This is a genomic window from Streptomyces sp. SudanB5_2050 (assembly GCF_964272335.1).
Lineage (GTDB): Bacteria > Actinomycetota > Actinomycetes > Streptomycetales > Streptomycetaceae > Streptomyces > Streptomyces rochei.
In genome coordinates this window covers 4,057,092-4,083,365 of the sequence record NZ_OZ186760.1, presented here as the reverse complement: position 1 = coordinate 4,083,365, position 26,274 = coordinate 4,057,092, and the positions used below count along the sequence as shown (strand labels likewise).

The following is a 26,274-nucleotide window of genomic DNA, read 5'->3' as shown; positions in this document are numbered from 1 at the left end:
ACCGTGCCCGCCCCGCCGGCCCCGCCCGCCCGGACCCGAGCCTCCGCTGCCGTACGACCATCAGCCCTCCCCCGTGCCGATCCGCGCGACCTCGTCGTGCAGGGCGGTGCCGAGATCGTCGTCGGCGTCCACGCAGCGGCCGCCGCTCGCCCCCGAGACCCGCGCGTCCGGTTTGCCGTCGTCGCAGGCGCCGCCCTTGAGGGAGACCATCGTGACCGGCACGTCCACCGCGCGGGCGAGGGCCAGCAGGTCGTCGAAGCGTTCGCCGCTCAGCGCGCCCGCGTCCTCGTCGTCCGTGACGAAGACGATCAGCCCCGGACGCTCGTCGCCGGCCCCCCGCTGCTCCATGGCCTCGAGCGCGTCCAGCAGCGCGTCGAGCGGGTCGGCCTCGGCGTCCCGGACCCGGACCTCGCGGTCGATGACGCGCTCGGCCTCCCGGCGGGTGTGCGGGCCGAAGCGGAGCACGGTGTCGTGGGTGTCCCCGCCGGTGCCCGAGACCTCCCACACCTCGTACTCGTCCCGGTCGCCGAGGCCGCTCAGGGACTGCTTCAGCAGGCCGGGGCCGCCGCTGGGCCCTTCCCACTGGCCGGCCATCGAGCCGGAGGCGTCCAGCAGGAACAGCACCCGGCCGGGGCCGTTGGCTCCCTTGTAGCCCTCCAGGGCCGCCTCCATGGCGTCCCGTCCGGCGGACTCGGTCAGCGGCGACGGCGCGTGCAGCGCTCCGTCGGCCTTGTCGCCGTCCAGCAGGGCCCGGTCGCCGGTGGCGGAGCGGAAGCCGTCCCGGGCGAACGCCTGCCGTCCCCCCTCGCCGGTGAGCCAGCGCCGGAATCCGTCCGCCGCGCGGTCCCGGTCCGCCGCGTCGCGGTCGGCGCCCTGCCAGCGGACGCGGACGAAGAGGGGCTCCAGGCCCGGCACGTCACCGGGGTACTGCGCCATGCGCGGGGTGCGGCGGGCGCTGTCGCAGCCCACCCCGCTCTTCAGCAGGAACTCGGGGACGAGGGCCGCGGTGCGGCTGTCGACGCCGTCGTCGTCGGGCAGCGTGCACAGCAGCTCGGCGGCGGTCGGCGAGGGCGGGCCGGGCTGGGCGACCCGGTCCTCGGCGCGGCGCAGCTCCGAGGGGGTGGCGTCGCCGGCGTCGCGGTACAGGCCGATCGTCGCGAGCAGCCCCGTGCCGGTGTGCTCGGGGTCGGGGCGGCGCACCCCGGCGGCCGGGTGCCGGGCGCGCAGGGCGTCGATCATGCGGGTGAGCGCCGGGCCGGAGCGCTCGTCGCGGGCGTCGGCGGCCAGCTCCTGGGGGACGGCGAGCACGACCGGGGAGTACGCCAGGGGCTCCTCGTCGGCGTCGAGTTCGGCGACGGCGTCGGTGTCCTGACCGGCGGTGACCCGGGCGGCGTCGGCGGGGGAGGCGGGTATCCACACGTCGGGCTGCGGGCCGACGTCCCGCTGCGGGTTGGTGTCGTCGTCCGGGGGCTCCTGCCAGGCACGGGTCTGCTTGCGCAGCGCGGTGACCGCGTCGGCGGCGCCCGCGCTGTAGACGGTGATGCCGCTGCGCCGGCAGCCGTCGTCGGTGGTGTTCCCGGCGGAGGTCAGATAGGCGTCGGCGGCGGCCCGCACGGTCGGCTCCAGGTCGGGGTCGGTGAGGACGCGCAACTCCAGGGGCGGGGCGCAGGAGGACGGGTCGCCGGCGCTCCCGGCGAATCGGTGGAAGCCGAAGCCGATCCCGGTCACGGCCACGATCAGCAGCGCCGTGCCCGCGACGACCAGCCGCCGGGTCCTGCCGCCGGGACCCGACCCCGGCAGCAGGGGGGCGAGGGCGCGGCGGACGCCGCGGGCCAGCGCTCCACGGGCCCGGCCCACCCGGCCCGGCAGCCCGGCCAGCGCCGCCCGGATCAGGGCCGTCAGCTCCCGCCCCGGCGGGGGCGGCGGTGGCGGGGGCGGTGGTGGCGGGGGCGGCGGGGTGTGCGCCGGGCGGGCGGCGAGGAGCACGTCCTCCCCGGGTTCCGCACGGCTCTCCGGCTCCCAGGCGTCGCCCCGCACGGTCCGGTGACCGGCGGCGGCCATCCGGGCCCGCAGGTCGTCCGCGAGGGTGCGGAACGACACGTCGCCGCCCGCCTCCAGCGACCGGACCAGCTCGGCGGTGAACGGCGTCGGGCTGTCGGGACCGCCCGCGTCGATGCGGTGGTTGGCCTGCACGCTCATCAGCAGCAGCAACCGCTTGTCGCGGGGCTCGGGACGGATCCAGGCGGCGTTCCCGGCGAAGCAGCAGTCGAGGACGATCACGATCCGCCGGGCCTTGCCGGCGACCAGCATCGCCTGCGCGACGCTGAACATCTGCGCGCCCGGGAAGACCGCGTGCCCGCCCGCGACCACGCGTGCGTCGCGCATCTGGAGGAACAGCTCGTCGCCCGCGTTCGGTATCGCCCCGTGCCCGGCGAAGTACAGCAGCAGGACGCCCTCGGCCTCCTGGGCGGCCTTCCACAGCTCCCGGTTGAAGGCGCCCTGGTCGGGAGAGCGGCAGACCGTGATCTCGTGCTCGCCGAAGACGCCGCCGTGCCGCAGCGCCTCCGCCAGCCGGCTCAGGTTGTGCTTGACCGCCGGCAGGTCGCCGGGCACGCCGTCCGGCGGCGCCGTGTTGTCGTACTCGGACACCCCGACCAACAGCGCCCGGTTCGCCTTCCCCCGCGGGTCGTCACCGGTCACCGGCCGCCTACCTGTCGTCGGGACGCACCGGCTCGACGTCCGCCTCGGGCGGCTCGCCGTCCTCCACCTGGCGGCGGTTGGCCCGCCAGGCGTCCACGGACCGCCTGACCTGGTCCACCACCCCCTGGAAGATCGCGCCCGCCGCTCCCCCGGTCACCGCCACGACGATGTCCATGCCGATGCCCATCGGCGCGCCGGCCTCGTCGGTCCGGCTCCGCTCATCGATGCGGAGCTGGTCGGTCCGGATCAGCTCGGCGAGCGGTTTCTCCCGTTCGAGCCATTTGTGCAGGGCCCCGATGTCGCTCTCGCGCGCGGCCTGACCCAGCCGGATCCGGATACCACGCGTCACCACCCCGTCCCCCTCAGCCATAACTCACCATCATGGCACCGCTGTTGCGCGCAGGGGAGGGTCCGTACGCCGCTCTCGTGCCGCGCACGCGGGCGCGCGCGGGGCCGACGGCGCGTCCGCTCGCGCCCGACCCGGGCCGCCACCGACGGCCCGCCGTGCCCGGCCGGCGTCAGCCTTGCGTCTGCAACCGGCTCAGCTCCCGCTGCACATGGTCCAGCGCGCCCTCGCGCCGGCCCGGCACCCGGCCCCGCAACGCGGCCAGCGCCGTGCCCAGTTCACGGGCGGCGTCGGCGTCGCGGACCCGCCCCCACTGGTGGTGGGCCCGGTCGACGGCCGCCTCCACGGCCGGTGCGCCGGGCGGCTGGCCGGCGCCCAGGCGGGTCTGGGCGACCGTCAGCCAGGCCCGGCAGCTGCGCGCCGGGTCGCCCGCGAACATCGCCAGGTCGGCCCGGACCTCGGCCCAGTGCAGCGCCTCCTCGGAGGCGGGCCCGCCCGCCTGGGCGGCGGCCCGTTCGTGCCGGGCGGCGAGCGCGTCGGCGTCCGCGTGCCGCCCCGAGCGCACGGCGTCGGCGATGACGGCGTGCGGGTCGCCCGCGACCGGTCCGGGCGCCGTCAGCACCAGATCGGCGCCGGCCGGGGTGCCGTTCGCCGCGGCCTCGGCGGCGAGCCGGGCCAGCGCCTGCTGGTGCAGCTGGTCGGCCGGCGGCCGGTGCCCGCTGCGCAGGATCGTGGCCACGGCGCGCATGTACGCCGGGGCGGCCACCGTCCGCCGCGCGGGCGGCGGCGCGACGCGCCCGAGCACGGCGTTGTTGCGCCCGCAGTCCAGCGGGTTGGCCCGCAGCCACTGCCAGGTCTCCTGGTCGGCGTGCAGATCGAGGAGCAGCGTCGTCGCGCCGCTCGGCCGCAGCCGCAGTTCCTCCTTGATCCAGTGCCAGGGCAGGGCGGTGTAGCGGACGGTCGCCGGGGTGGTGCGGGCCAGCGCGAGGTGCGGCAGCCGCTGGCGCCGGTCCAGCTGGAGCTGCCCGGCGACGTAGACGGTCAGCGGTCCCGGGGCCGCGGCGGCGGCGCGCAGCCGGGTGAGGACGGCCTGCGGCTCCAGCGGGTCGGCGAGTTCGACGACGTTCGCCGTGTCGGTGCCGGAGAGCACGGCGGGCGGCACCGCCGCCAGCACCGGGAGCACGGAGGCGGCGTCCACCAGGCACCCCTTGCCCACGGGCGACGCCGCGAGCAGCAGCACGGTTCCGGGCATGTCCCCTCCCCCTGTCGATCAGTACGGCAGCACGTTAACCGCTGCGGCTGCGAAGCGGGGCACTCAGCCGTACGCCGGCCCGGGCAGGCGCCGTACCGCGAAGACCGTGGTGTCGTCCGACAGCCGTCCCCGGCAGTGCCGCAGCGTGCCGTCCCGCACGAGCGCCACCAGCCGGGACGGAGCGGCGTTCGAGGCGTCGGCGGTGACGGCGCGGGCGACGTCGTCGGCGTGTCGGTAGAAGCGGCCCTCGGCGTCCCGCGCCTCGGTCACCCCGTCGGTGACCACGAGCAGCGTCTCCTCCGGGGCGAGGGTGTGCCGGGTGACCGGCGGCGCCTGCGGACCGGGCACGAGGTCGCCCATGCCCAGCGGCAGCCCGCCGGTGACCGGCAGGTACCGCACGCCGCCGGGTCCGGCGGCCAGCGGCGGTTCGTGGCCGAAGACGACGGCCTCGACCACGTCCGGCCGGTCGGGGGGAAACCCGATCAGCACCGCGGTGGCGAAGCGGTCGCCGTCGGCCCGGCCGAGGGCCGCGGTGTGCCCGCGGTGGCGCCGGATGCGGACCTCCAGGCGTTCGGCGACCGTGGCGAGGTCCGCCTCGTGGTAGGCGGCCTCGCGGAACGTGCCGAGCAGCGCGGCGGCCGTCTCCACCGCGCCCAGCCCCTTGCCCTGCACGTCGCCGACGAGGACCCGGGTGCCGTGCGGTCCGGGCTGGACGTCGTAGAAGTCGCCGCCGACCCGGGCCTCGCTGTCCGAGGAGAGGTAGACGGCGGCGTGGTCGAGGCCGCCCCAACCCTCCGGGATCGGACGGAGCACGGTGCGCCGGGTGGTCTCGGCGATGTCCCGCATGTGCAGCATCCGCCGCTCGCCGCCGACCCGGACCCCGGCGGCCACCACGGCGATGGCCCCGCCGAGGGAGACCAGGATCAGACCGGGCAGCCCGGTCTGATCGCGGTGCTGCCAGGTGGTGTCGGCGAGCACGTAGACGGCGACGGCGGCCACCGCGAACACGGCGGTGGCCCGGACCCCGCAGATCGCCGCGGCCACGCCGGGCACCAGGACGGTCCAGGAGACGATGTGGAACGCGCCGGTGGCGACGTCGATCGCCGCGATGGCGACGAGCATCAGCAGCGGGAACAGCCAGGCCACGCTGCGGCCGCGCACGCTGAGCAGCTCGTGCCGGGACACGGCGTCGCCCCGGCCGGCGGCCTGGACGAGCCGGCCGAGCAGCCGCCACCGGCCACGCACCGGCCTGCGGACGCGACCCCTCACGCGTGTCAGCGAAGCACGCCCCCACGCGGCCCGCATCCTGACTTGCCAGTCGGCGCGGGCAGGTGTGCGCTGGTAGGCGGGGGCGAGGCGAGAGGAGTGCTCTCATGGCTCACGCGGTACCCACACGCAAGACCTCCGCCGGAGCGGAACGGCGCGGCCGGGCGCCGGACGCCCTGCCCGACGTGTTCGGCGAGCGCACCCATCTGGTGGCGAAGTGGGCGGTACCCGTCCTGGCCGGACTGCTCTACGGGTACTGGGCGGCGTCCATCAGCCGCCGAGGCGGCCCCGTCACCGGCTGGAACCTGCTGTTCGGCTTCATGACGGCGCTCGCGTTCGTCGTCCTGTACGCCGTGGTCCGCGCCGTGGCGCAGCGGCTGCCCCGCGAGGGCCACGCGGTGCTCTGGGGCGCGTTCACGGGCAGCGCGGTCGGCTTCCTGTACTCCCGCAGCGGTGTGGCCATGTTCACCTGCGTCCTGGTGTCCTTGCTGGTCGCGGCGGCGGTGACCGGCGCGAACTTCTACCGCCATTACACCTGCGAGGACGCGGAGGGCCACCGCGTCCTCTGAGCGACCGCCCGGGACCGGGGGCGGTGGAGGGCGCGCCACGCGCCACGGGTGAACCGGGCGCAGGCACGGCGCGCGTCCGGTGCGCCGGTGCGACGCGCTCTCGGTGCGCCGGTGCGACGCGCGGGCAAGGCGCCGCCACCGCGCACGTTCGGGGCGCCGGGGGCGCCCGAATGCAGTCACCCGGCTCGCTCCCGCCGCCCCCGCGGCCTTGCCTGGAAGGGTGTCCCCACGTCCTCGCACCGCGCTGTCGGCCGTCCTGATCGTCCTCGCCTGCCTGCTCGCGCCGTGCGGCACGCTGGCCGGCTGGGCGGCGTACGGGCTGGCCGACACCGGGCGGTACGTCGCCGTCATGGCGCCGCTCGCCGGTGACCCGGACGTGCGCGAGGCGGTCGCCGACGCGGTGGGCGACGGCGTGGCCGGCGAGGTCGCGGCCGGGCCGCTGCACGGGACCGTCCGGGACTTCGTGCGGGACGCGGCACGGTCGTTCACGCGGACCGATGCCTTCCGCGAGGGCTGGAACGAGGCGAACCGGACCGTCCACCGGGCCCTGGTGCGCGCCCTGCGCGACGACCGGGCCGCCGGACGTCCGGTCACCGCCGACCTCGCCCCCGTCACCGCCCGCGTCAAGGAACGGCTCACCGAGGACCACGTGCCCTTCGCACGGCGCATCCCGGTCCGGCACACCGCGGTCACCGTGCTCCCGGCCCACGAGGCGGACCGGCTCAGGAAGGGCTACCGGGTGCTCGACGTCGCGGCCTTCTGGCTGCCGCTCGCGTCCGTCGTCTTCGCGCTCACCGGCATCGCCGTCGCCGCGTGCCGCCGGCGCGCCGTCACGGCCGTCGGGATCGGCACCGCGCTCGGCGGGGCGCTGCTGGCCCTCGCGGTCGTGGCGGGCCGCCGGGCCACCCTCGCCGAACTGCCCGGCGCGGTGGACGGCCCGGCCGCGCTCGCCGTCTACGACGCCCTCACCGAGACCCTGCGCACCGCCGCCTGGCTGCTGGTCGGCCTCGGCCTCACGGTCGCCCTGGCCTCCTGGCTCGGCGGCCGCTACGCGCACCTGCTGCGCCGCCGGCGGCCCCCCGCCCGGGCCACGGCGGACCCGGCGCCGACCCGGCCGAGCCGCGCCCGGCTCTGAACGGCGGGGCGCAACTTTCCGCCCGCCGTCGCCGTCTTCGAGTGCGAGAGAGGGTTCCCCCGCCTCCGGGGACCCGACAGCGCGCGAAGAGAACGGGCAGGCACCGCACCCTCGAGCGAAGGGCCGGACTTGGACACCGACACGGCGACCGGCGAGTGGACGGACCCCCGCGACCGGACGGCGGCCCGCCGCACCGGCGGACGGCGGTTCGGGGCCTGGTGCGCGGGTCTGCTGTTCGCCGCGGTGAGCGTGGTGGCCGGCTGCCGCGCCGCCGACACCGACGGCGTCACCCCCGTGCCGCAGCTGCTCGCCTTCCTGCCCTGGCTGCTGCTGCCGACCGGTGCCGGACTGCTGCTGACCCTGCTCGCCCGGTGGTGGACCGGCGCGGTGTGGGGGGTGGCGCTGCTCGGGCTGCTGGCCTGGTTCATCGAGCCCTACGGCAAGACCGCCGACCCCTCCGGACCGCCGCTCGCCGAGCTGCGGGTGCTCACGTCCAACGTGGAGTTCGGCCGGGGCACCGACGAACTGATCTCCGCCGTCCGGCGCGAGAGGCCCGACCTCGTGTTCGTCCAGGAGTGCGAGTACACGTGCGACGCGGCGCTGCGGCGCGAACTCGCCGCCGACTACCCCCACCGGCAGGCCGTGGAGGGCGGCGGCTCCGAGGGCTCCGTCATCCTGAGCGCCTTCCCCCTGGAACCCGCGCCGGGCGTCCGGGCCACCATGGGCATGCCCGGCGCCGTCGCCGACGTCCGCGGCCACGCCGTACGGCTCCAGCTGGCCCACCCGATGCCGCCGCTGCCGGACCAGGTCGGCCTGTGGCGCGAGGAGCTGGACGCGCTGCGCGACGCCGTCGCCGAGGACCGCGGCACCCCCACCGTCCTCGCCGGGGACTTCAACGCCTCCCAGGACCACGCCGCCTTCCGCCGCATCCTCGACACGGGGCTGAGCGACGCGGCCCGGCTGGCCGGGGCCGACCGTACGGTCACCTGGCCGGCCCGGACCGCCCCGGCGTTCGGCGTGCAGATCGACCACGTCCTGGTCTCCCAGGAGTTCGCCGCGCACCGCGCCCGGTTCCTGGACCTGGCCGACACCGACCACCGGGCGCTGGTCGTCGACCTGACGCTGCACGGGGCCGGCTGACACCGGCCCCGTACCGCTCCGGCCGGCTCAGACGCCGATGCCGCGGCCGTCCGCGCGCCACACCGCCACGACCGCCGGGCGCACGTAGGTGCCGGGTCCGTCGGGCCAGGTGCTGGCCGGCTGCTCCACGGAGGCGCCGTCGACCTCGCCCGGGTGCTGCACGGCGACCAGCACCCGCCGGTCCTGGATCAGCGGACCGCAGGTCTCCGCGCCGGTCGGCACGGTCAGGAACTGCTTCAGCTCGCCGCGCCGGTCGCCCTTGGTGGCCACGCCGAAGAGGCCGTCGTGGCTGCCGAGGGCGTTGCCGTCGGTGGACAGCCACAGGTTGCCGTGGTCGTCGAAGGCGACGTTGTCCGGGCAGGAGATCGGGCTGACCCGGTCCTTGGGGAAGCCCGCGAAGTACGTCGCCGGGTCCTCCGGGTCACCGGCGACCAGGAACAGCGACCAGGCGAAGCGGGTGGCGTCGGCCCGGTTCCAGCGCTCGGTCAGCTCCAGCACGTGGCCGTGCTTGTTGGAGTTGCGCGGGTTCGCCTCGTCGGGACCGGCGTAACCGGCCTTGCCGCGGTTGGAGTTGTTGGTGAGGGCGACGTAGACCTTGCCGGTCTTCGGCGACGGCTCGATGTCCTCGGGCCGGTCCATCTTCGTCGCGCCGACCTTGTCACCGGCGAGCCGCGTGAACACGCACACCTCTTCGGCGGTCATCCCCTCGACGTGCGAGACGGCGCCGTCCTCGGTGGCGGTGACCAGCGGGATCCAGGTGCCGCTGCCGTCGAACTCGCCGTCGCCCGGCAGCTTGCCCGTGCCGTCGATCTCGATCTCCGGGGAGTCGCCGGAGAGCTTGGCGACGTAGAGCGTGCCCTCGTCGAGCAGCGACAGGTTGTGCTCGCGCGCCCAGCGGGAGTTCCCGTGCCGCATCCGCTTGCTGCCGACGAACTTGTAGAAGTAGTCGAAGCGCTCGTCGTCGCCGGTGTAGACGACCGGGCGCCCGTCGTGGGTCAGCCGCACGGTCGCGGCCTCGTGCTTGAAGCGGCCGAGCAGCGTGTGCTTGCGCGGGGTGGAGTCGGGGTCGTACGGGTCCAGCTCGACGACGTACCCGAAGCGGTGCGGCTCGTTCGGCTCCTGGGCGACGTCGAACCGCTTGTCGAAACGCTCCCACTTGCGCTCGGTGGCGCCGGTGCCGAGGCCGTAACGCTTGTCGGTGGCCCGGCTGCCGTTGGCGAAGTACTGGTTGAAGTTCTCCTCGCCGTGCAGCGTGGTGCCCCACGGGGTGGTGCCGCCGGAGCAGTTGTTGAGGGTGCCGAGGACCTTGCGGCCGGTGCGGTCGGCGGAGGTCTTGACCAGGTCGGAGCCGGCGGCCGGGCCGGTCAGCCGGAACTCGGTGGTCGCGGTGACCCGCCGGTTGAGCCGGTGCCGCGTGACGGGCTTCAGCCGGCCGCTCCCGCGCTCCTCCTCCACGACCACGGCGGACAGGCCGTGCGCCGCCCAGGCGATCTCGACCTGCTCGCGGGTCGGGTTCTCGGGGTCGTAGTCGCGGAACATGAGCACCTCGTCGGTGTACTCGTGGTTGGCGACGAGGACCTGGCGGCCGTGCTCACCGCGCAGCGGCAGCAGCGCGAGGAAGTCGTTGTTGTAGCCGAACTGCCCGGCCTGCGCCTTCGCGCTCTGCTTCTCCGGGTCGAAGGCGGGCGCGCCGCGCAGGATCGGCTCGCCCCAGCGGATCACCACGTCCTGCCGGTACCCCTCCGGGACGGTCACGACGTCGTCGGTGTTGGGCGCGACGGGCGTGAACCGCAGCCCGCGCGCACCGTCCGCCCTCGACGGTTTCCCGTGCCCGTGTCCCTTCCCGGCCGCCGGCGCGGCCTGCGCCGACGGCGCCCCCGCCACGCCCACGGCCCCGGCGCCCGCGGCGGCCACGGTGACGACGGCGGCGGCACGCATCATGGAACGGCGGCTGAGCGCGCCGGCGATGACGTCACCGACGTACTCGTTGGAGCTGGTGTTGGGCACCTCGTGGAAGCAGGCGTCACCACACCGGAAACGGCAGGTCATGGCGGACCGGCCGCCGGGGTGCGAACCGGACGGCGTTCCGATCAACGGCAGCAGCTTGCGCACTGTGTTCTCCCCTTGAGAATCCCTGGATGCCCTGGTGTCAGCGTGACCGTAGGTGCACATACGTGCGGGAGACGGGCGCCGCGGTGAACGGCGGGTGAACCCGTGGAAGCCGGAAGGGAATTGCCGCGGCGTCTCGATCCCTCCTTGACGCGCCCGCCCTTCCGTGGCAGACCCTGCACAAGATCACAAGTCGGGGCCGCTAACCTTACGTGTCCGTCCTGGCCAGGGATCTACGGGCATCAACTCACGCGAAGGGTTGCGCACATGGGCATTCTCACTCTCCTGCGGAACGCGTTCGGCCGGTCACGCAAAGAACGGGCCGCCCAGGCGGAGGGTGCGGCTCAGGAGACGGCACCGTCGGCGATCGCGGCGGAGCCGAAGCTCCCGTCCCAGCCCACCGCACCCGCGGAACCGGCCGCGCCGGAGGCCGCCCAGGTCCCCGAGCCGCGCCAGGAGCCGGCACCGGCCGCCCCCGACGAGCACGAACTCGTCAAGGCCGCCTTCGCCAACGTCACGGTCCCGAAACCGACGGAGCCCCCGACCTCCGACTCCCGGACCGAGCCGACCCCCGCCCGCGAGCCGGCCACCGAGCCGACCCCGGAACCGAAGCCGGAACCCGAGCCGACCCCGGAACCGGAACCGAAGCCGGAACCGACACCGCAGGCCGCGACCGAGCCGGAGCCCTCGCGGAAGCCGGAAGCGACACCACAGCCCGAGCCCCCGCAGGAACCGCAGGCCGCAGCCGAGACCGCGGCCGAGCCCAGGCCGGAACCGGAACCCGAAGCCGCCACGAAGCCGGACACCGAGCCGAACGCGGAGCCCGAGGCACACCCGAACCCGAACGCCGAAACCCAGCCGGACCCCCGGCCGGAGCCGGAGCCCGAACCGACCCCGGAGCCGAAGCCGGAACCGGAGTCCGTAGCGACGCCGGAAGCGAAGCCGGAGCCTGAGCCGGAGGCCGAAGCGACCCCGGAGCCGGAGCCAAACCCGGAACCGGAGGCCGAAGCGACCCCGGAGCCGGAGACGAAGCCGGCGCCGGAGTCCGTAGCGGCCCCGGAGGCCAAGCCGGAGCCTGAGCCGCAAGGCGAAGCGGCGTCGGAGGCCGAGGCGGAGCCGAAGACCCTGCCGAAGCCGGAGGCCAAGCCGGAAGCCGAACCGGCACCGGCACCGGCACCGGCACCGGCGCCGGAAGCCGAGGCGAAGCCGGAACCGGAAGCTGCCCCCGCCCCTGCTCCCGCCCCCGTCCCTGCCACCCCCGAGCCCGCGGCCGCCGACGGCGGGCAGCCCCCGCAGGGGCCACCCGCACCCGACGACGAAAGCAGCACGGGTGGTGCGGGTGGGACCACGAAGGCCGAAGGCGAAGCCGAGGCCCCCAAGCCCGCCACCCCCGCGGCCCGCATCCGCACCCACGCCCCCGGCCTCACCTCCGCCTACAAGGCCGCCGCCGCCGCCCTCAAGAAGCACGACCTCACCGGCGCCCGCGCCAAGGTCCACCTCGTCCTCGACCGCTCCGCCTCCATGCGCCCGTACTACAAGGACGGCTCCGCCCAGGCCCTCGCCGAGCAGACCCTCGCCCTCGCCGCCCACCTGGACCCCGAGGCCACGGTCCACGTCACCTTCTTCTCCACGGAAGTGGACGGCACCGGCGACCTCACCCTCACCGACCACGAGAACAAGATCGACGAGCTGCACGCAGCGCTCGGCCGCATGGGCCGCACCAGCTACCACGCCGCCGTCGAGGCCGTCCTCGCCCACCACGCCGAGGAGGCGGACCCCGGCACCCCCGCCCTGGTGGTCTTCCAGACCGACGGCGCCCCGGACGCCAAGACCCCGGCCACCCGGGCCCTCACCGACGCGGCGGAGAACCACCCGCACGTCCACTTCTCCTTCGTCGCGTTCGGCGACCCCGAGAACAAGGCGTTCGACTACCTCCGCAAGCTCAAGACCGGCAACGCCTCCCACTTCCTGGCCGGCGAGACCCCGAAGGAGCTGACCGACAAGGAGCTCTACGAGGGCGTACTGGCCGCCTGGCGACCGTAGGGCCCACGGCGGCGGACAGGGACGCCCACCCGGCCGGGCCCCCTGTCCGCCCGCCGAAACGCGTGTGAGCCGACCTCCACCGGACCAGTAGGATTTCGCCCATGGCGGCCACTGGAACCGAGAAGCAGGGGGCGAAGGCGTACTACGTCTCGACCCCCATCTACTACGTCAACGACGCTCCTCACCTGGGCCACGCCTATACGACCGTCGCAGGCGACGTGCTCACCCGCTGGCACCGCCAGCGCGGCGAGAAGGTGTGGTACCTCACCGGCACGGACGAGCACGGTCAGAAGATCATGCGTACGGCCGAGGCGAACGGGGTCACTCCCCAGGCCTGGGCCGACAAGCTCGTCACGGAGGCATGGAAGCCCCTGTGGGAGCACCTCGACATCGCCAACGACGATTTCATCCGCACCACGCAGAAGCGGCACACCGACCGCGTCCAGGAGTTCGTGCAGGACCTGTACGACAAGGGCGAGATCTACAAGGGCGGCTACGAGGGCCCGTACTGCGTGGGCTGCGAGGAGTACAAGCTCCCCGGTGAGCTGCTCGACGGCGAGGGCGAGTACGCGGGCCAGAAGCTCTGCCCGATCCACAAGAAGCCGGTGGAGATCCTCAGCGAGGAGAACTACTTCTTCAAGCTGAGCGAGTACAGCGAGAAGCTGCTCGCCCACTACGAGGCCAACCCGGGCTTCATCCAGCCCGAGTCCGCGCGCAACGAGGTCGTGAACTTCGTCCGCCAGGGCCTCCAGGACCTCTCCATCTCCCGCTCGACCTTCGACTGGGGCGTGCCCGTCCCGTGGGACGAGAAGCACGTCATCTACGTGTGGGTCGACGCTCTGCTGAACTACGCCACGGCGGTCGGCTACAACGAGAACCCGGAGAAGTTCGAGGCCACCTTCCCCGCCGACGTCCACCTCGTCGGCAAGGACATCCTCCGCTTCCACGCGATCATCTGGCCGGCCATGCTGATGGCGCAGGGCCTGCCCCTGCCCGGCAAGATCGCCGCGAACGGCTGGCTGATGGTCGGCGGCGAGAAGATGTCGAAGTCCAACCTGACCGGCATCAAGCCGCAGGACCTGACCTCGCACTTCGGCGTGGACGCGTACCGCTGGTACTTCCTGCGGGCCATCGCCTTCGGCCAGGACGGCTCCTTCTCCTGGGAGGACTTCTCCGCCCGCTACACCAGCGAGCTGGCCAACGACTACGGCAACCTCGCCTCCCGCGTGGCGGCCATGGTCAACAAGTACTTCGGCGGCGAGCTGCCGGCCTCGGCGGCCGACGGCGAGGCGGAGCGGGCCGTCCACGAGGGCCTGGCCAAGGCGGTCGCGGAGGCGGACCGGAAGATCGGCGAGGAGCTGGACTTCCAGGGCGGCATCCTGGCCGTCTTCGACTTCGTCAAGCAGGTCAACGGCTACATCACCGAGCAGGAGCCCTGGAAGGTCGCCAAGGACACCTCCGACGAGGGCAAGGCCCGTCTGGCGACGATCCTCTACACGGCCGCGGAATCCCTCCGTGCCATGGCCGTCCTGCTCAACCCGATCATGCCGGACACCTCCCAGAAGCTCTGGGACTCCCTCGGCGCCGAAGCCTCCCTGGGCGCCCTCGCGGACCAGCGGGTCCAGGAGGCGGCGGACTGGGGCCGGCTGCCGGCCGGTTCGACCATCACCAAGGGCGCGGTGCTCTTCCCGCGTCTCGAGGAGAAGCCGACCGCGTAGAAGCGGCCCGCGTAGAAGCGAGCAGCGGACACCGCACGTCCACAGGCCCGGGAACGTCCACGTTCCCGGGCCTGTGTGCTGCGCCTTCGCCGGCTCCCCCGGCCCGGCCACCGTCGCGTTCCCGGCCGGGTGGATCGATCGGCGGGTGGGTATAGGTCCGTGGACGGCATGCCTACGGGTGGGGGCAATGGGGGAATCGGAACAGACGCGGCCGGACACGGCCACGGACGCCGCCACGATCCGTGACGAGTTCGCGCTGGAGCGTTATCGGTACCTCCTGCAGCAGATCCAGACGGTGAACGAGAACGCGCACCGTTTCCTCGCCATCTACCAGACCCTCGCCACCGCCCTCGTCACCGCGGCGCTCGCCCTCTTCGTCGGTTACCGCAAGTGGGAGCTGGCGGCGTCCACCGCCCGGGGCGGAGTGATCGGCCTGCTGACGCTGGCCACGGTCGTCGCCGCCTTCACGGGCACGCTGATCGTGGTCGGGGCACTCGCCTGGCTCGACTACCGCAACGAGGAGTGCGACATCACCGACGAGATCGTCGGGCCCGGCTTCCGCACGCGTCCCCGCCCCGGCAACTTCTTCCGCTGGTACGAGACGTATGTGGTGCTCTTCATCCTCGTGTCGGTGATCACCATGTGGGTGCTCGCTGCCGTGTTCCTCCTACCAGCGATGAGGTGACCGTCCCCCGTGACCGAGCACGCCCACACGAGCACGCCTCTGTGGCGGAACACCCTGGCCGCGCGTCCGGGCCTGGACCCGCACGCCGGAGAGCGGGAGCGGTTGCGCACGTCGTACACGGAGTTGCGGAGGAAGGCGGGCGTCCTCCTGGAGGAGAACGCCCGGAGCATGCCCGACTTCACCGTGCACGACATCAGCCACGTGGACGCGTTGTGGGAGACGGCCGACCTCGTCTGCGGCGACGAGGTCACCCTGAATCCGGCCGAGGCCTACGTCCTGGGCTGCGCGTTCGTGCTGCACGACGCGGCGATGGGGGCGGCCGCCTACGGGACGACCGTGCCCGAGGCACTGGGTGAGCGGCGCTGGCACGATCTGGTGTCGCTGGCCCACTACGAACGAGAGGGGTGCTGGCCGGACCGGGAGGAGCTGGACGCCCCGTCCGCGGAGATCGCCGAAGCCTGCGTGGCGACCGCCATCCGCGAGACCCACGCGGAACAGGCGAAGCGGCTGGTGGACCAGCCCTGGCGGTCGAGCGCGGGCAACGAGATCTTCCTCATCGAGGAAGTCCAGCTCCGGGAGTGGTACGGGCCGCTGATCGGCGAACTCGCGGCCAGTCACTGGTGGCCCGTGGACCGCCTCGCCGGAGAGTTCCGGCACCCGATCGGGTCCCTGCCCTGGCAGCCCAGCGAATGGATCATCGAACCGCTCCGGCTGGCCTGCATCCTGCGGCTCGCCGACGCCACCCAGGTCGACAGCCGGCGAGCGCCCAGCTATCTGTTCTCCCTGCGACGGCCCCGTGGTGTCTCCCGCGAGCACTGGCGGTTCCAGGAACACATCAGCCGCCCCTACCGGAAGGGCGACCGGGTCACGTACAGCTCACTGCGTCCCTTCCCTCCGCAGGACGCCACCGCCTGGTGGCTGGCGCTGGAGTATCTGCGCGGCATCGACCGCGAGCTGAAGGCCGTCGACGCCCTTCTGCACGACCTCGGCAGGGACAGGCTCGCGGCGCGCGCCGTCGCCGGTGTCGACTCCCCGGAACGCTTCGCGGAACTGTTCCGCGCGCAGGACTGGCGCCCCATCGACGCCTCCGTCAAGGTCTCCGACATCCCCGCGCTGGTCGGCACGCTCGGCGGGCAGCAGCTGTACGGGGACGAGCCCGAGGTCGCCCTGCGGGAGCTGATCCAGAACGCCCAGGACGCCGTGCTGGCCCGGCAGACGCTGCAGCCCGACTTCCCGCTCGGGCGGGTGGAGATCCGTCTGACCAGGACCGACGGGGACTGGTTCCTGGAGGTGCGTGACTACGGCACCGGCATGGACGAGGACACGTTGGTCCACGGGCTGCTCGACTTCGGCACCAGCGGCTGGAGTGCCACGAGCGTCCGCAACCGGCTCCCCGGGCTGGCCGACGGCGGTTTCCGGCCCAGCGGCCGTTTCGGTATCGGCTTCTTCTCCGTCTTCCTCCTCGGTGACCAGGTGGAACTGATCACCCGCCGCTACGACGCCTCGCTCGCGGACGCCCGTCGCCTCACCTTCGACGGCCCCTCCCACCGCCCCCTGCTCACCCCCGTCACCGGACAGGGCTGGGTGCCCGAAGGCACCACGGTGCGGGTCAGGCTCAGGATCAGCCCCTACGCGTTCAAGGGCTTGTTCAACCGGACCGACGACGAACGGCTGGCCCAGCTCGCCCAGCGTCTGGTCCTGGAGAACGCGGTGCCGATCCACACCTGGGAGCCGGGGGCGGCCGAGCCCGAGATCCTTCCGCCGTTCTCCCTGGCGACCGGGTCACCGGAGGAGGTGTTCGACCGCCTCTACCCGCCCCAGGCGGCGAAGGGGCGCGCCGGGGAGGAGAAGTTCCGCCTGCGGATGCGGGACGACTTCGTCAGCAGGGCCACGGAAGTGCGGGACGACAAGGGGCGGCGCATCGGGCTCGCCATGCTGTGGAGCAGCATGCTGCACCAGGGCCAGCGTGACTTCCCGGGCACGGTGACGGTCAACGGTTTCCTCTCCGACATCTCGGTCTCCTTCGCCGGTTACCTCGCCGGACAGCCCAGCCGGGCCTCGCGGGACAAGGCCGTGCTGGTCGCCGGCCGGGACCAGATGCGGGAGTGGATGCGCACCCAGGAACAGCGGCTGCGCGACGCCGGGCTCTTCGACGACTCGCTCCAGCTGGAACTCGCCTACACCCTGCACTGCGCCTGCCATCCGCTGGCCGACGACATCGCCTTCGCGCTGACGTCGCAGGGGGTCCTGCGCCTGCCGGAGGTGCGCGAGTGGGCGAGGCAGCGCGACGAGGTCTTCGTGGGGTTCGGCTGGCCCCTCACCTGGCGGACACGTCCGCCCGAGCTGAACCACCGGCTGTCCGGGGAACGGGTCCGGATTCCCGACAACTGCGTCTTCATCTGCCAGTACGGCTTCGCCTCACCGCTGTCGGAGGTGTTTCCCTCCACCGTCCACCGGGACACCGCCTACGAGTTCGCCCGCGACCACACCACGCTCACCTGGCAGAAGCACTGGTGGCGCATGTCGGACGACCTGTACGGACTGTTCGTGCGCGCCCTGTGCGAGACCTGGTCCTGCTCGCTGGAGTCCCTCCTGGCTCCGCTGGAACGGCGCGACTGGTCGGACAGCATCGACGTGGACGACGAGAGCCTCGGCCCCGTCCCCGGCTACCGCTTCCGCCGACCGCCGACCAGCTGAGGCCCGCCGCGTAACACGGTCGCTACAGCACGGGACCGGGAGTGTACGGCCCCCTCCCGGGGCTCGTCGCTCTGCGAGGATCGCGGTAAAAGCGGGCGGAGGGCCCGGCCGCCACACGTGGGGGGATCATCCATGGCACTCTTCGGCAACGCGCACACCGTCGACCCGGCCAAGGCGCAGCAGGACTACGCCCGGCTGCTGGGGCACGGCGAGCAGATCCACGCCGCCTACCTGCTGATCCGCGACACCATCCTGTTCACCGACCGGCGTCTGATCCTGGTCGACAAGCAGGGCATCACGGGCAAGAAGACCGAGTACCACTCGATCCCGTACCGCAGCATCACGCACTTCTCGGTCGAGACGGCCGGCCACTTCGACCTCGACGCCGAACTGAAGATCTGGCTCTCCGGCACCCAGATGCCGATCCAGAAGACCTTCACCAAGGGCGTGGACATCTACGAGGTCCAGGCGATCCTGACCCAGTTCGTGGCCCGCTAGGCGTCAGCTCCCGGACGCGTACGTCACGAAGCCCGCCCACGCCTCCGGCGCCAGCATGAGGCGCGGGCCGGCATCGCGGTACTTGGAGTCACGGACGTGGACGGTGCCGGGGGTGGTGGCGACCTCGACGCAGGAGTTCCCGTCGCCGCTGCTGCTGTAGCTGCTCTTGAACCAGGCCAGCGTGGAACCGTCCCTGGTGGGGTTGCCGCTCATGTCTCTCCCAGCCTCTGCTCAATGAAGGCCCGCGACTCCCGGGGCGTGAGCGCCTGGGCCCGGATCATGCTATAGCGCAGGTCAAGAATCCGGATCTGCTTCGGATCGGTCACGGGCCGACCGTTGAACGCTCCCTCAGAGCGTCCTACAGCCGTACCGTCCGAGAACTTCAGCACCTCGATCGAGCCACCCGTGCCGAAGTGTTCCTCGACGTCTGTCGGCATCACCTGGATCGACACGCCCCGCAACTCTCCCAGCTCCAGCAGACGTTCGAGCTGGCGACGCCACACCATTCTGCCTCCGGTCGGCCGCCTGAGCGTCGCCTCTTCCTGAACGAAGCTGAGCGTCGGCGCGGGCGACCGCTCGAACACGGAGCGGCGGGCCATGCGCGCCGCCACCATGCGCTCCGTCTCCTCGTCGGAGTAGGCGGGGAGCCACACGCCGAAGAGCGCCCTCATGTGCTCCTCGGTCTGCAACAGACCGGCGATGTTGCTGTTCTCGTACACCCCGATCTCGACCGCCCGCGCCTCCATCTGCGCCAGGTCCCGCACCTTCTTCGGATACCGGACCTTGGCCACGTCCTCCTTCATCGCCGCGAGCAGTCCCCCCGCCCCCAGCACCTCGTCCGCCCGCTCCAGGTACTCCGGACGGGGAATCCGCTTGCCGCCCTCGATCTTGTAGACGAGGTCCTCGCCGTACCCCACGGCCTTCCCGAAGTCACCGGCCCGCATCCCCACCGCCTCGCGCCGCAGTTTCAACTGCCGCCCCACGGTGGCGATCACCGCCACGCCCCACTCGTCGTCCGGGTCCACCTCCCACCCCGGCTCGTCGGCCTCGGTCCTGAGCTGGCGAACCTCGCCGTCCACCGACATACGCGCGCCCCTCCGTCGTACCGCCTCGTACCAGCCACGCCCTACCCGTGCACAACGCCCTGACAAGCCTGGACACCACCGGACAGATCCCGCCCCGCCCCCTGGGACAGTCCCCGCCGCAGCCGGCGTCCCAGCCCCCTGGGGACGGCGAAGGGCCCGCCGGGGGAGTCGCTCCTCCGGCGGGCCCTGCGTCGGTCCTGCCTACTTCGGCTGCGGCTTGCGCACCGTCAGGTGCAGCTCCCGCAGCCGGGACTCGTCCAGCTCGGTCGGCGCGCCCATCATCAGGTCCTGGGCGTTGCCGTTGAGCGGGAAGGCGATGGTCTCGCGGATGTTGGGCTCGTCGGCCAGCAGCATCACGATGCGGTCGACGCCGGGGGCGATGCCGCCGTGCGGCGGAGCGCCGAAGCGGAACGCGCGCAGCATGCCCGCGAACTCGCGCTCCACGGTCTCCGCGTCGTAGCCCGCGATCTCGAAGGCCTTGAGCATGATGTCCGGCTCGTGGTTCCGGATGGCGCCGGAGGACAGCTCCACACCGTTGCAGACGATGTCGTACTGCCAGGCGAGGATGTCCAGCGGGTCCTGGTTCTGCAGCGCGTCCATGCCGCCCTGCGGCATCGAGAAGGGGTTGTGGGAGAAGTCGATCTTCCCCGTCTCCTCGTCCTTCTCGTACATCGGGAAGTCCACGATCCAGCAGAACCGGAAGACGTTCTCCTCGAAGTGCCCGGCGCGCCGGGCGGCCTCGACCCGCACCGCGCCCATGATCTTCGAGACCTCGTCGAACTCGCCGGCGCCGAAGAACACCGCGTGACCGGGGGCCAGGGAGAGCCGCTTGGTCAGCTCCGCGACGTTCTCCTCGGTGAGGAACTTCGCGATCGGGCCGGAGAGCGTGCCGTCCTCGCCGACGCGGACCCAGGCCAGGCCCTTGGCGCCCTGCGAGACGGCGTAGTCGCCGAGCTGGTCGAAGAACTTGCGGGGCTGGGCGGAGACGTCCGGTACCGGCAGCGCGCGCACGTGCTTGCCGGCGAAGGCCTTGAACTCCGAGCCCTCGAAGACGTCGGTGATGTCGACGAGCTCCAGCTTGGCGCGCAGGTCCGGCTTGTCGGAGCCGTACTTCAGCATCGCCTCGCGGAACGGGATGCGCGGGAACGGGGAGGTGACCTCACGGCCGTTGCCGAACTCCGTGAACAGCTCCGTCATCAGCTGCTCGATCGGGCGGAAGACGTCCTCCTGCTCGACGAAGCTCATCTCGACGTCGAGCTGGTAGAACTCGCCCGGCGAACGGTCGGCGCGGGCGTCCTCGTCGCGGAAGCAGGGCGCGATCTGGAAGTACCGGTCGAAGCCGGAGATCATCAGCAGCTGCTTGAACTGCTGCGGCGCCTGCGGGAGGGCGTAGAACCGGCCCGCGTGGAGGCGCGAGGGGACGACGAAGTCGCGGGCGCCCTCGGGGGACGTCGCGGTGAGGATGGGCGTCGCCATCTCGTTGAAGCCGAGGGCCACCATCTTGCTGCGGATGGCGGAGATGACCGAGGTGCGCAGCATGATGTTGCGGTGCATGCGCTCGCGGCGCAGGTCGAGGAAGCGGTACTCCAGGCGCCGCTCCTCGTTGACCCCGTCCTCGGTGTTGATGGTGAAGGGCAGCGGCTGGGCGGCACCGAGCAGCTCGACCTCGCCCACCTCGACCTCGACCTCGCCGGTCGGCAGGTCGGGGTTGATGTTCTCGGCGCCGCGGGAGACGACCTTGCCGTCGACCCGAACGGTCGACTCCTTGGTCAGCTTGTCGAGCGCCTCGTACGCCTCCGTGCCCGGACGGGCGACCAGCTGCGTGATGCCGTAGTGATCGCGCAGATCGATGAAGAGGATGCCGCCCAGGTCGCGCCGATTGTGCAGCCAGCCACTCAGCCGGACGTCGCTGCCGACGTCAGTGGAGCGGAGCTCGCCGCAGGTGTGGGACCTGTACCGATGCATCGTCGTTCATCCAGCCTTCGCGGATCGGGAGTGGTGTTTCACGTGAAACGACCCCAGCGTTGAAACAACCCCAGCGTACCGGGCGGCCACCCCTGCGCTCCTCCCCCTTGTCTCCGGGCGAGCGGTGGCAGCGTGCGATCAGATCTTCTTAAAGTGGGGCAATGCGCACTGGTGACCCCCTGCCCGAGGTGGGGGACGTCCTCACCGCCCTGGCGACCGGCCTGTGGCACTGGAACACCGCCACCGGAGAGGTCAGGGTGGACGCGGAGGCGGCCCGGCTGCTCGGGCTGCCCGCCGAGCGCGCGCTGCTCACCGAGGCCCAGGTACGGGCCCGGCTGCACCCCGTGGACTGGAACGAGATCACCGGTGTGGTCCAGCTCGCCGTCGCCGAGGGCACCCTCGCCGAGGTCCGCATCCGGATCATGGACGAGCAGGGCCACCTGGTCCGCGTGGTGCGCAGCCGCTCCAAGCCGTCCTTCGACCCCGTACGCAAGACCTACGAGCTGACCGGCACGCTCCAGGAGGTCGCCGAGCCCACCCCGGGGACACCCGCCGGACGCAGCGCGGTCACCGGCGAGTGGCGCCGCTCGCGCGAGGCGTTCCTGCTGGACGCGGGCCGGGCGCTGGCCGAGGCGCGGTCCACGGAGGAGGTCCTGCGCGTCGCCGCGGGCCTGTCGATGCCGGGCTTCTCCCCCGACGGACTGGCGGTCTTCGGCGTCTCGGGGGACCGTCTGACGGTCGTCGGCCACCACGGTCAGCCGCACAGCGACATGAACTCGTTCGTGAACATGCCGCTGGACACGGACTACCCGGCCGCCGAGGTGGTCCGCACCGGCCGCGCCGTCTATCTGTCCTCCCCCGAGCAGTACCGGTCCCGCTATCCCCTCACCTGGCCGCTCGCCGAGCGCTACGGCCGCCGCTCCTGGGCCTTCCTGCCGCTGACGGTGGCCGGCCGCCCGATGGGCGCGTGGATGGCCGCCTTCGCCTACCCGGTGGCCTTCACCCCGGACGAGCGCTCGGTGCTGACCACCGTGGCGCGAATGCTGGCCCAGGCCCTCTCCCGGGCGGGCGCCGCCGAGACCCAGCGGGAGCTGACCGACGGGCTCCAGCGCAGCATGCTGCCCGTGCTCGGCCCGGAGATCCCCGGCATGGGCATCGCCGCCCGCTACGTCCCCACCGGCGGCGGCCTCCAGGTCGGCGGCGACTGGTACGACATGATCCCGCTGCCCGGAGGGCGCTTCGCCCTGGTCATCGGTGACGTCCAGGGGCACGACGTACGCGCCGCCGGGCTGATGGGCCAGCTGCGCATCGCGCTGCGCGCCTACGCCGCCGAGGGGCACCGGCCGGACGCGGTGCTGGCCCGTGCCTCCCACTTCTTCCACGGCCTCACCGCCTCCGAGGACGACCCCGGCGCGATGCGCTTCGCGACCTGCTACTACGCCGAGGTGGACCCGACGACCGGCACCGTGGAGAGCGCCCGCGCCGGACACCTCGACCCCGTCGTCCGGATGGCGGACGGGACGGCGCTGATCCGGGCCACCGCGGGCGGGCTGCCGCTGGGCATCGACCCGGACTCCGACTACCCGACCACCCGGCTGGCCCTGGAGCCCGGGGACACCCTGATGCTGTGCACGGACGGCCTGGTCGAGACCGGGGGCCACGACCTGCACTCCGGCTGGGACCGCCTCCGCGTGATCCTGGAGCGGCACGAGGGCGATCTGGAGGAGCTGGCCGACGCACTGGTGCAGGCCGTCCACGGGCCCTCCTCGCACCACACCACCGGCCCGCTGGCCGATCGGCGGGAGGACGACATCGCCCTGCTCCTGCTGTGCCGGCAGGGCGAGGGCTGCGGCTGCGGCGACAGCCCGGTGATCCGGACGCCGGTGCGCCGCACCATGCTGACCGTCGCCCAGGCCGAACCGGAGCGGATCGCCACCGCCCGGCAGCACCTGCGCGACCTGCTGCACGACTGGCCCAGCGCGGACCAGCTGGACGCGGCGGTGCTCCTGCTCTCCGAGATGCTGACGAACGTCCTGGTCCACACCGACGCCGACGCCCTGCTGGTCGCCGAGGTCACCGGGGAGCCGGGCGAGCGCCGCATCCGGGTGGAGGTCACCGACAGCGGCGACGACCTGCCGCACAAGCGCCGGCCGGGCGAGATGGCCTCCTCGGGGCGCGGACTGATGCTGGTCGAGATGCTCGCCGACGCCTGGGGCGTCGCCCCGCGCGGCGAGGGCAAGAGCATCTGGTACGAGGTCTACGAGTCCACGGACCCGGACCCGGACGCGGGCCGCGGCGGCGCGCCGGAGGGCGACTTCGAGCCCGCGTAGCGCCCCTGGAGTTCGTGCACGATGCCGAAGGCCGCCGCGGTCAGCGGGACGGCGAGGAGCATCCCCAGGATGCCCGCCACCGACGCCCCCGCGGTGAGCGCCAGCAGCACGATCGCCGGATGCATCTGGACGGTCCGGCTCTGGATCATCGGCTGGAGCACATGCCCCTCCAGCACCTGCACGGCCAGCACCACCCCGAGCGCCCACAGCGCGATGGCGAATCCCCGGTCGGCGAGCGCGACCAGCACGGCGACCGCCCCCGAGATGAAGGCGCCGAGGTAGGGGATGTAGGCGCCGACGAAGACCAGCGCGCCGAGTCCGACCGCGCCGGGCACCCGCAGGACCAGCAGCCCCACCGTGATGCAGACGGCGTCGATCAGGGCGATGAGGGTGGTGCCCCGCATGAACCCCTCGACGGCGCCGAAGGCCCGCCGCGCCATCGCCTCGGCCATGTCCGCCCCGGTGCGCGGGGCGAGGGCGCGCACCGTGCCCACGGCCCGGTCGGAGTCGCGCAGGAAGAAGAAGACGAGCAGCAGGGCGAGCACGGCCATGGCCAGCATCTCCCCGACGACGCTGATCCCGGTGACCACCCCGGAGGCGGCGGTGCCGCCGAACTTGCCCAGCAGCTCACGCGCGTTGGAAGCCAGGTCGTCCAGCGAGGTCCCGGCGGCGCCGAAGTGGTCGGCGATGTCCCGTGCCGCGTTCCGCAGCGAGGCGACGATCTGGTCCCCGGTCTCGATCAGCGCGGACACCACGATGTACACGGCCCCGCCGACCACGGCCACCACGGCGACACAGGTGAGGCCGGCCGCCAGCGACCGCTGCACGTGCGCCTTGACCAGCCGCCGGTGGAGCGGCCGCAGCAGCGCGGTGCCGAGCAGCGCGAGCAGCGCCGGCGTCACCGCGGTGCGGAACTCGACGCACAGCCGGATGGCGACGTAGACGACACCGCTGGCGAGCAGGATGACGACGCACCAGGCGGCGAACCGGCGCACCGGGGCGGGGAGCAGCTGCACGCCTCCCAGCCGATCACGCGCCGGGCGGGCTGTCCTGCGTGGACGGCCCGCCCGGGTGACGGATCACCGGTGCCGGTCCGCGGGGGCGGGCGTCCCCCGCGGCCGGCGTCAGGCGTCAGGCGTCCGGTCCCGCCTCCGACATGCCGTGCACGGCCGGGACGGTGCCCAGGCGGCCCTTCTGGAAGTCCTCGAAGGCCTGCATCAACTCGTCCTTGGTGTTCATGACGAACGGGCCGTAGTGGGCCATGGGCTCCCGGATCGGCCGGCCGCCCAGCAGCACGATCTCCAGGTCCGGCGTGTGCGAGTCCTGCTTCTCGTCCGCGCGGACGGTCAGCGAGCCTCCCGCTCCGAAGACGGCCGTCTGGCCCAGGCGGACCGGACGCCGCTCGGCGCCCACCGATCCGCGCCCGGCCATCACGTACGCCAGGCCGTTGAAGTCCTCCCGCCAGGGCAGGGTGACCTCGGCGCCCGGCGCGAGGGTCGCGTGGACCATCGTGATCGGCGTGTGCGTGATGCCGGGGCCCTCGTGACCGCCCAGCTCACCGGCGATGACGCGCAGCAGCGCGCCGCCGTCCGGGGAGGTGAGCAGCTGGACGCTGCCACTGCGGATGTCCTGGTAGCGGGGGGCCATCATCTTGTCCTTGGCCGGCAGGTTCACCCACAGCTGGAGGCCGTGGAAGAGCCCGCCGGACATGACCAGCTGCTCCGGCGGCGCCTCGATGTGCAGCAGGCCGGAGCCCGCCGTCATCCACTGGGTGTCGCCGTTGGTGATGGTGCCGCCACCGCCGTTGGAGTCCTGGTGGTCGAAGATCCCGTCGATGATGTAGGTGACGGTCTCGAAGCCGCGGTGCGGGTGCCAGGGCGTGCCCTTGGGCTCCCCGGGCGCGTACTCCACCTCGCCCATCTGGTCCATCATGATGAACGGGTCCAGGTGACGGTAGTTGATCCCGGCGAACGCGCGGCGCACCGGGAAGCCCTCCCCCTCGAAACCGCTGGGCGCGGTCGTGACGGTGAGCACGGGACGTGCGACGGCGTCGGCGGACGCGGATACGCGGGGCAGCGTCAGCGGGTTCTCGACGGTCACGGCAGGCATGTCGACCTCCTCGGGCGGCGTGCGCCCCACTTTAGTTGAGCGTTGAACTTCTTGCCACCCAGAACCGAGAAAGCCCGGAGGGCATTCCCTCCGGGCTCGCACGGCGCCGTCGGCGCCGCCTAGCCGTACATCCGGCGCATCGCAAAATCGACCATCTGTTCGACAGCCTTGGCGTCGAAGACCATCCGGTGCTCGCCCTCCATGTCCAGCACGAAGCCGTAGCCGGTCGGCAGCAGGTCGATCACCTCGGCGCCGGTGATCACGAAGTACTTGGACTCCTTGCCCGCGTACCGGCGCAACTCCTTGAGGCCGGTGAACATCGGGATCACCGGCTGCTGGGTGTTGTGCAGCGCCAGGAAGCCGGGGTTGTCGCCGCGGGGGCAGTAGACCTTCGACGTCGCGAAGATCTGCTGGAAGTCCTCGGCGGACATCTGACCGGTGGTGAAGGCGCGCACCGCGTCCGCGAGCGAGGGCGGGGACGGCTCGGGGTACAGCGGCGGCTGCTGTCCGTACCCACCGGACATCCCGCCGGACATCGGCTGCTGCGGCGGGGCGTACTGCTGCTGCTGTTGGCCAGCGGTCTGGTCGTAGCCGTACATGCCGCAAAGACTAGCGAGTGACGGGTCA

The 26,274-nt window shown here is 72.9% G+C and carries 20 protein-coding genes; 9 read left to right on the top strand and 11 right to left on the bottom strand.

From position 1 onward, the window contains the following. Positions 1-60: 60 nt before the first annotated feature. From ACFZP7_RS18175 to ACFZP7_RS18160, 4 genes are all read right to left on the bottom strand, one after another. Positions 61-2,700, bottom strand: a complete 2,640-nt coding sequence (locus ACFZP7_RS18175; RefSeq protein ID WP_385634815.1) for a substrate-binding domain-containing protein — start codon at positions 2,698-2,700, stop codon at positions 61-63. A 7-nt stretch (positions 2,701-2,707) separates the two neighbouring features. Continuing rightward, a complete protein-coding gene (locus ACFZP7_RS18170) occupies positions 2,708-3,070 on the bottom strand; it encodes a hypothetical protein (protein ID WP_062131080.1) in 363 nt (120 codons plus the stop codon). Positions 3,071-3,218: 148 nt separating this feature from the next. After that, the gene (locus ACFZP7_RS18165; RefSeq protein ID WP_385634813.1) at positions 3,219-4,298 is read right to left on the bottom strand and encodes a hypothetical protein; all 1,080 of its coding nucleotides are present in this window, start codon (positions 4,296-4,298) and stop codon (positions 3,219-3,221) included. A gap of 63 nt (positions 4,299-4,361) precedes the next feature. Beyond that, the gene (locus ACFZP7_RS18160) at positions 4,362-5,603 is read right to left on the bottom strand and encodes a PP2C family protein-serine/threonine phosphatase (RefSeq protein WP_385634811.1); all 1,242 of its coding nucleotides are present in this window, start codon (positions 5,601-5,603) and stop codon (positions 4,362-4,364) included. A gap of 68 nt (positions 5,604-5,671) precedes the next feature. Between ACFZP7_RS18160 and ACFZP7_RS18155 the strand changes: the two genes are divergently transcribed. From ACFZP7_RS18155 to ACFZP7_RS18145, 3 genes are all read left to right on the top strand, one after another. After that, positions 5,672-6,133, top strand: coding sequence for a hypothetical protein (locus tag ACFZP7_RS18155; RefSeq protein ID WP_030977737.1), 462 nt, complete (start codon positions 5,672-5,674; stop codon positions 6,131-6,133). Positions 6,134-6,353: 220 nt separating this feature from the next. Continuing rightward, positions 6,354-7,268 (top strand): hypothetical protein, encoded by a 915-nt coding sequence (locus ACFZP7_RS18150; protein WP_385634809.1) that lies wholly within the window; start codon positions 6,354-6,356, stop codon positions 7,266-7,268. 129 nt (positions 7,269-7,397) lie between these two features. Beyond that, positions 7,398-8,408 carry an endonuclease/exonuclease/phosphatase family protein gene (locus ACFZP7_RS18145; RefSeq protein WP_031017423.1) on the top strand — a complete coding sequence of 337 codons (1,011 nt, stop codon included), beginning with the start codon at positions 7,398-7,400 and terminating at the stop codon, positions 8,406-8,408. 27 nt (positions 8,409-8,435) lie between these two features. Here the strand turns inward: ACFZP7_RS18145 and ACFZP7_RS18140 are convergent, their stop codons facing one another. Beyond that, complete coding sequence (locus tag ACFZP7_RS18140; RefSeq protein WP_385634807.1) at positions 8,436-10,520, bottom strand: PhoX family protein; 2,085 nt, start codon at positions 10,518-10,520, stop codon at positions 8,436-8,438. Between the two features lie 264 nt (positions 10,521-10,784). Here ACFZP7_RS18140 and ACFZP7_RS18135 point away from each other — a divergent pair, with 264 nt between their 5' ends. The 5 genes from ACFZP7_RS18135 to ACFZP7_RS18115 all read left to right on the top strand — a co-directional run bounded on the left by ACFZP7_RS18135 (position 10,785) and on the right by ACFZP7_RS18115 (position 18,158). After that, a complete protein-coding gene (locus ACFZP7_RS18135) occupies positions 10,785-12,560 on the top strand; it encodes a VWA domain-containing protein (RefSeq protein ID WP_385634805.1) in 1,776 nt (591 codons plus the stop codon). Between the two features lie 101 nt (positions 12,561-12,661). Next, positions 12,662-14,278: a methionine--tRNA ligase gene (metG, locus tag ACFZP7_RS18130; RefSeq protein ID WP_385634803.1), complete on the top strand. Its 1,617-nt coding sequence runs from the start codon at positions 12,662-12,664 to the stop codon at positions 14,276-14,278. Between the two features lie 187 nt (positions 14,279-14,465). Continuing rightward, positions 14,466-14,963: a hypothetical protein gene (locus ACFZP7_RS18125; RefSeq protein ID WP_385630014.1), complete on the top strand. Its 498-nt coding sequence runs from the start codon at positions 14,466-14,468 to the stop codon at positions 14,961-14,963. 9 nt (positions 14,964-14,972) lie between these two features. After that, positions 14,973-17,660, top strand: coding sequence for an ATP-binding protein (locus tag ACFZP7_RS18120; RefSeq protein WP_164287761.1), 2,688 nt, complete (start codon positions 14,973-14,975; stop codon positions 17,658-17,660). A gap of 132 nt (positions 17,661-17,792) precedes the next feature. Beyond that, positions 17,793-18,158 (top strand): PH domain-containing protein, encoded by a 366-nt coding sequence (locus tag ACFZP7_RS18115; protein ID WP_019324799.1) that lies wholly within the window; start codon positions 17,793-17,795, stop codon positions 18,156-18,158. 3 nt (positions 18,159-18,161) lie between these two features. Here the strand turns inward: ACFZP7_RS18115 and ACFZP7_RS18110 are convergent, their stop codons facing one another. The 3 genes from ACFZP7_RS18110 to aspS all read right to left on the bottom strand — a co-directional run bounded on the left by ACFZP7_RS18110 (position 18,162) and on the right by aspS (position 21,208). Beyond that, on the bottom strand, positions 18,162-18,371 hold the full coding sequence (locus ACFZP7_RS18110) for a DUF397 domain-containing protein (protein WP_031017433.1): 210 nt from the start codon (positions 18,369-18,371) through the stop codon (positions 18,162-18,164). Beyond that, positions 18,368-19,243, bottom strand: a complete 876-nt coding sequence (locus ACFZP7_RS18105; protein WP_046249809.1) for a helix-turn-helix transcriptional regulator — start codon at positions 19,241-19,243, stop codon at positions 18,368-18,370. Before ACFZP7_RS18105 ends, ACFZP7_RS18110 begins: the two co-directional genes overlap by 4 nt. Positions 19,244-19,444: 201 nt before the next feature. Next, positions 19,445-21,208, bottom strand: coding sequence for an aspartate--tRNA ligase (gene aspS, locus ACFZP7_RS18100; protein WP_019324796.1), 1,764 nt, complete (start codon positions 21,206-21,208; stop codon positions 19,445-19,447). A 161-nt stretch (positions 21,209-21,369) separates the two neighbouring features. Between aspS and ACFZP7_RS18095 the strand changes: the two genes are divergently transcribed. Further along, a complete protein-coding gene (locus ACFZP7_RS18095; RefSeq protein ID WP_019324795.1) occupies positions 21,370-23,538 on the top strand; it encodes a SpoIIE family protein phosphatase in 2,169 nt (722 codons plus the stop codon). On the opposite strand, the gene ACFZP7_RS18090 is transcribed toward ACFZP7_RS18095, so the two are convergent. The 3 genes from ACFZP7_RS18090 to ACFZP7_RS18080 form a co-directional block, all read right to left on the bottom strand. Continuing rightward, positions 23,466-24,554 carry an AI-2E family transporter gene (locus ACFZP7_RS18090; RefSeq protein ID WP_030973903.1) on the bottom strand — a complete coding sequence of 363 codons (1,089 nt, stop codon included), beginning with the start codon at positions 24,552-24,554 and terminating at the stop codon, positions 23,466-23,468. The genes ACFZP7_RS18095 and ACFZP7_RS18090 overlap by 73 nt on opposite strands. 115 nt (positions 24,555-24,669) lie before the next feature. Further along, positions 24,670-25,647, bottom strand: coding sequence for a pirin family protein (locus ACFZP7_RS18085; protein WP_385634800.1), 978 nt, complete (start codon positions 25,645-25,647; stop codon positions 24,670-24,672). 119 nt (positions 25,648-25,766) lie between these two features. Then, positions 25,767-26,246 carry an SseB family protein gene (locus ACFZP7_RS18080; RefSeq protein WP_019324792.1) on the bottom strand — a complete coding sequence of 160 codons (480 nt, stop codon included), beginning with the start codon at positions 26,244-26,246 and terminating at the stop codon, positions 25,767-25,769. Positions 26,247-26,274 lie beyond the last annotated feature (28 nt).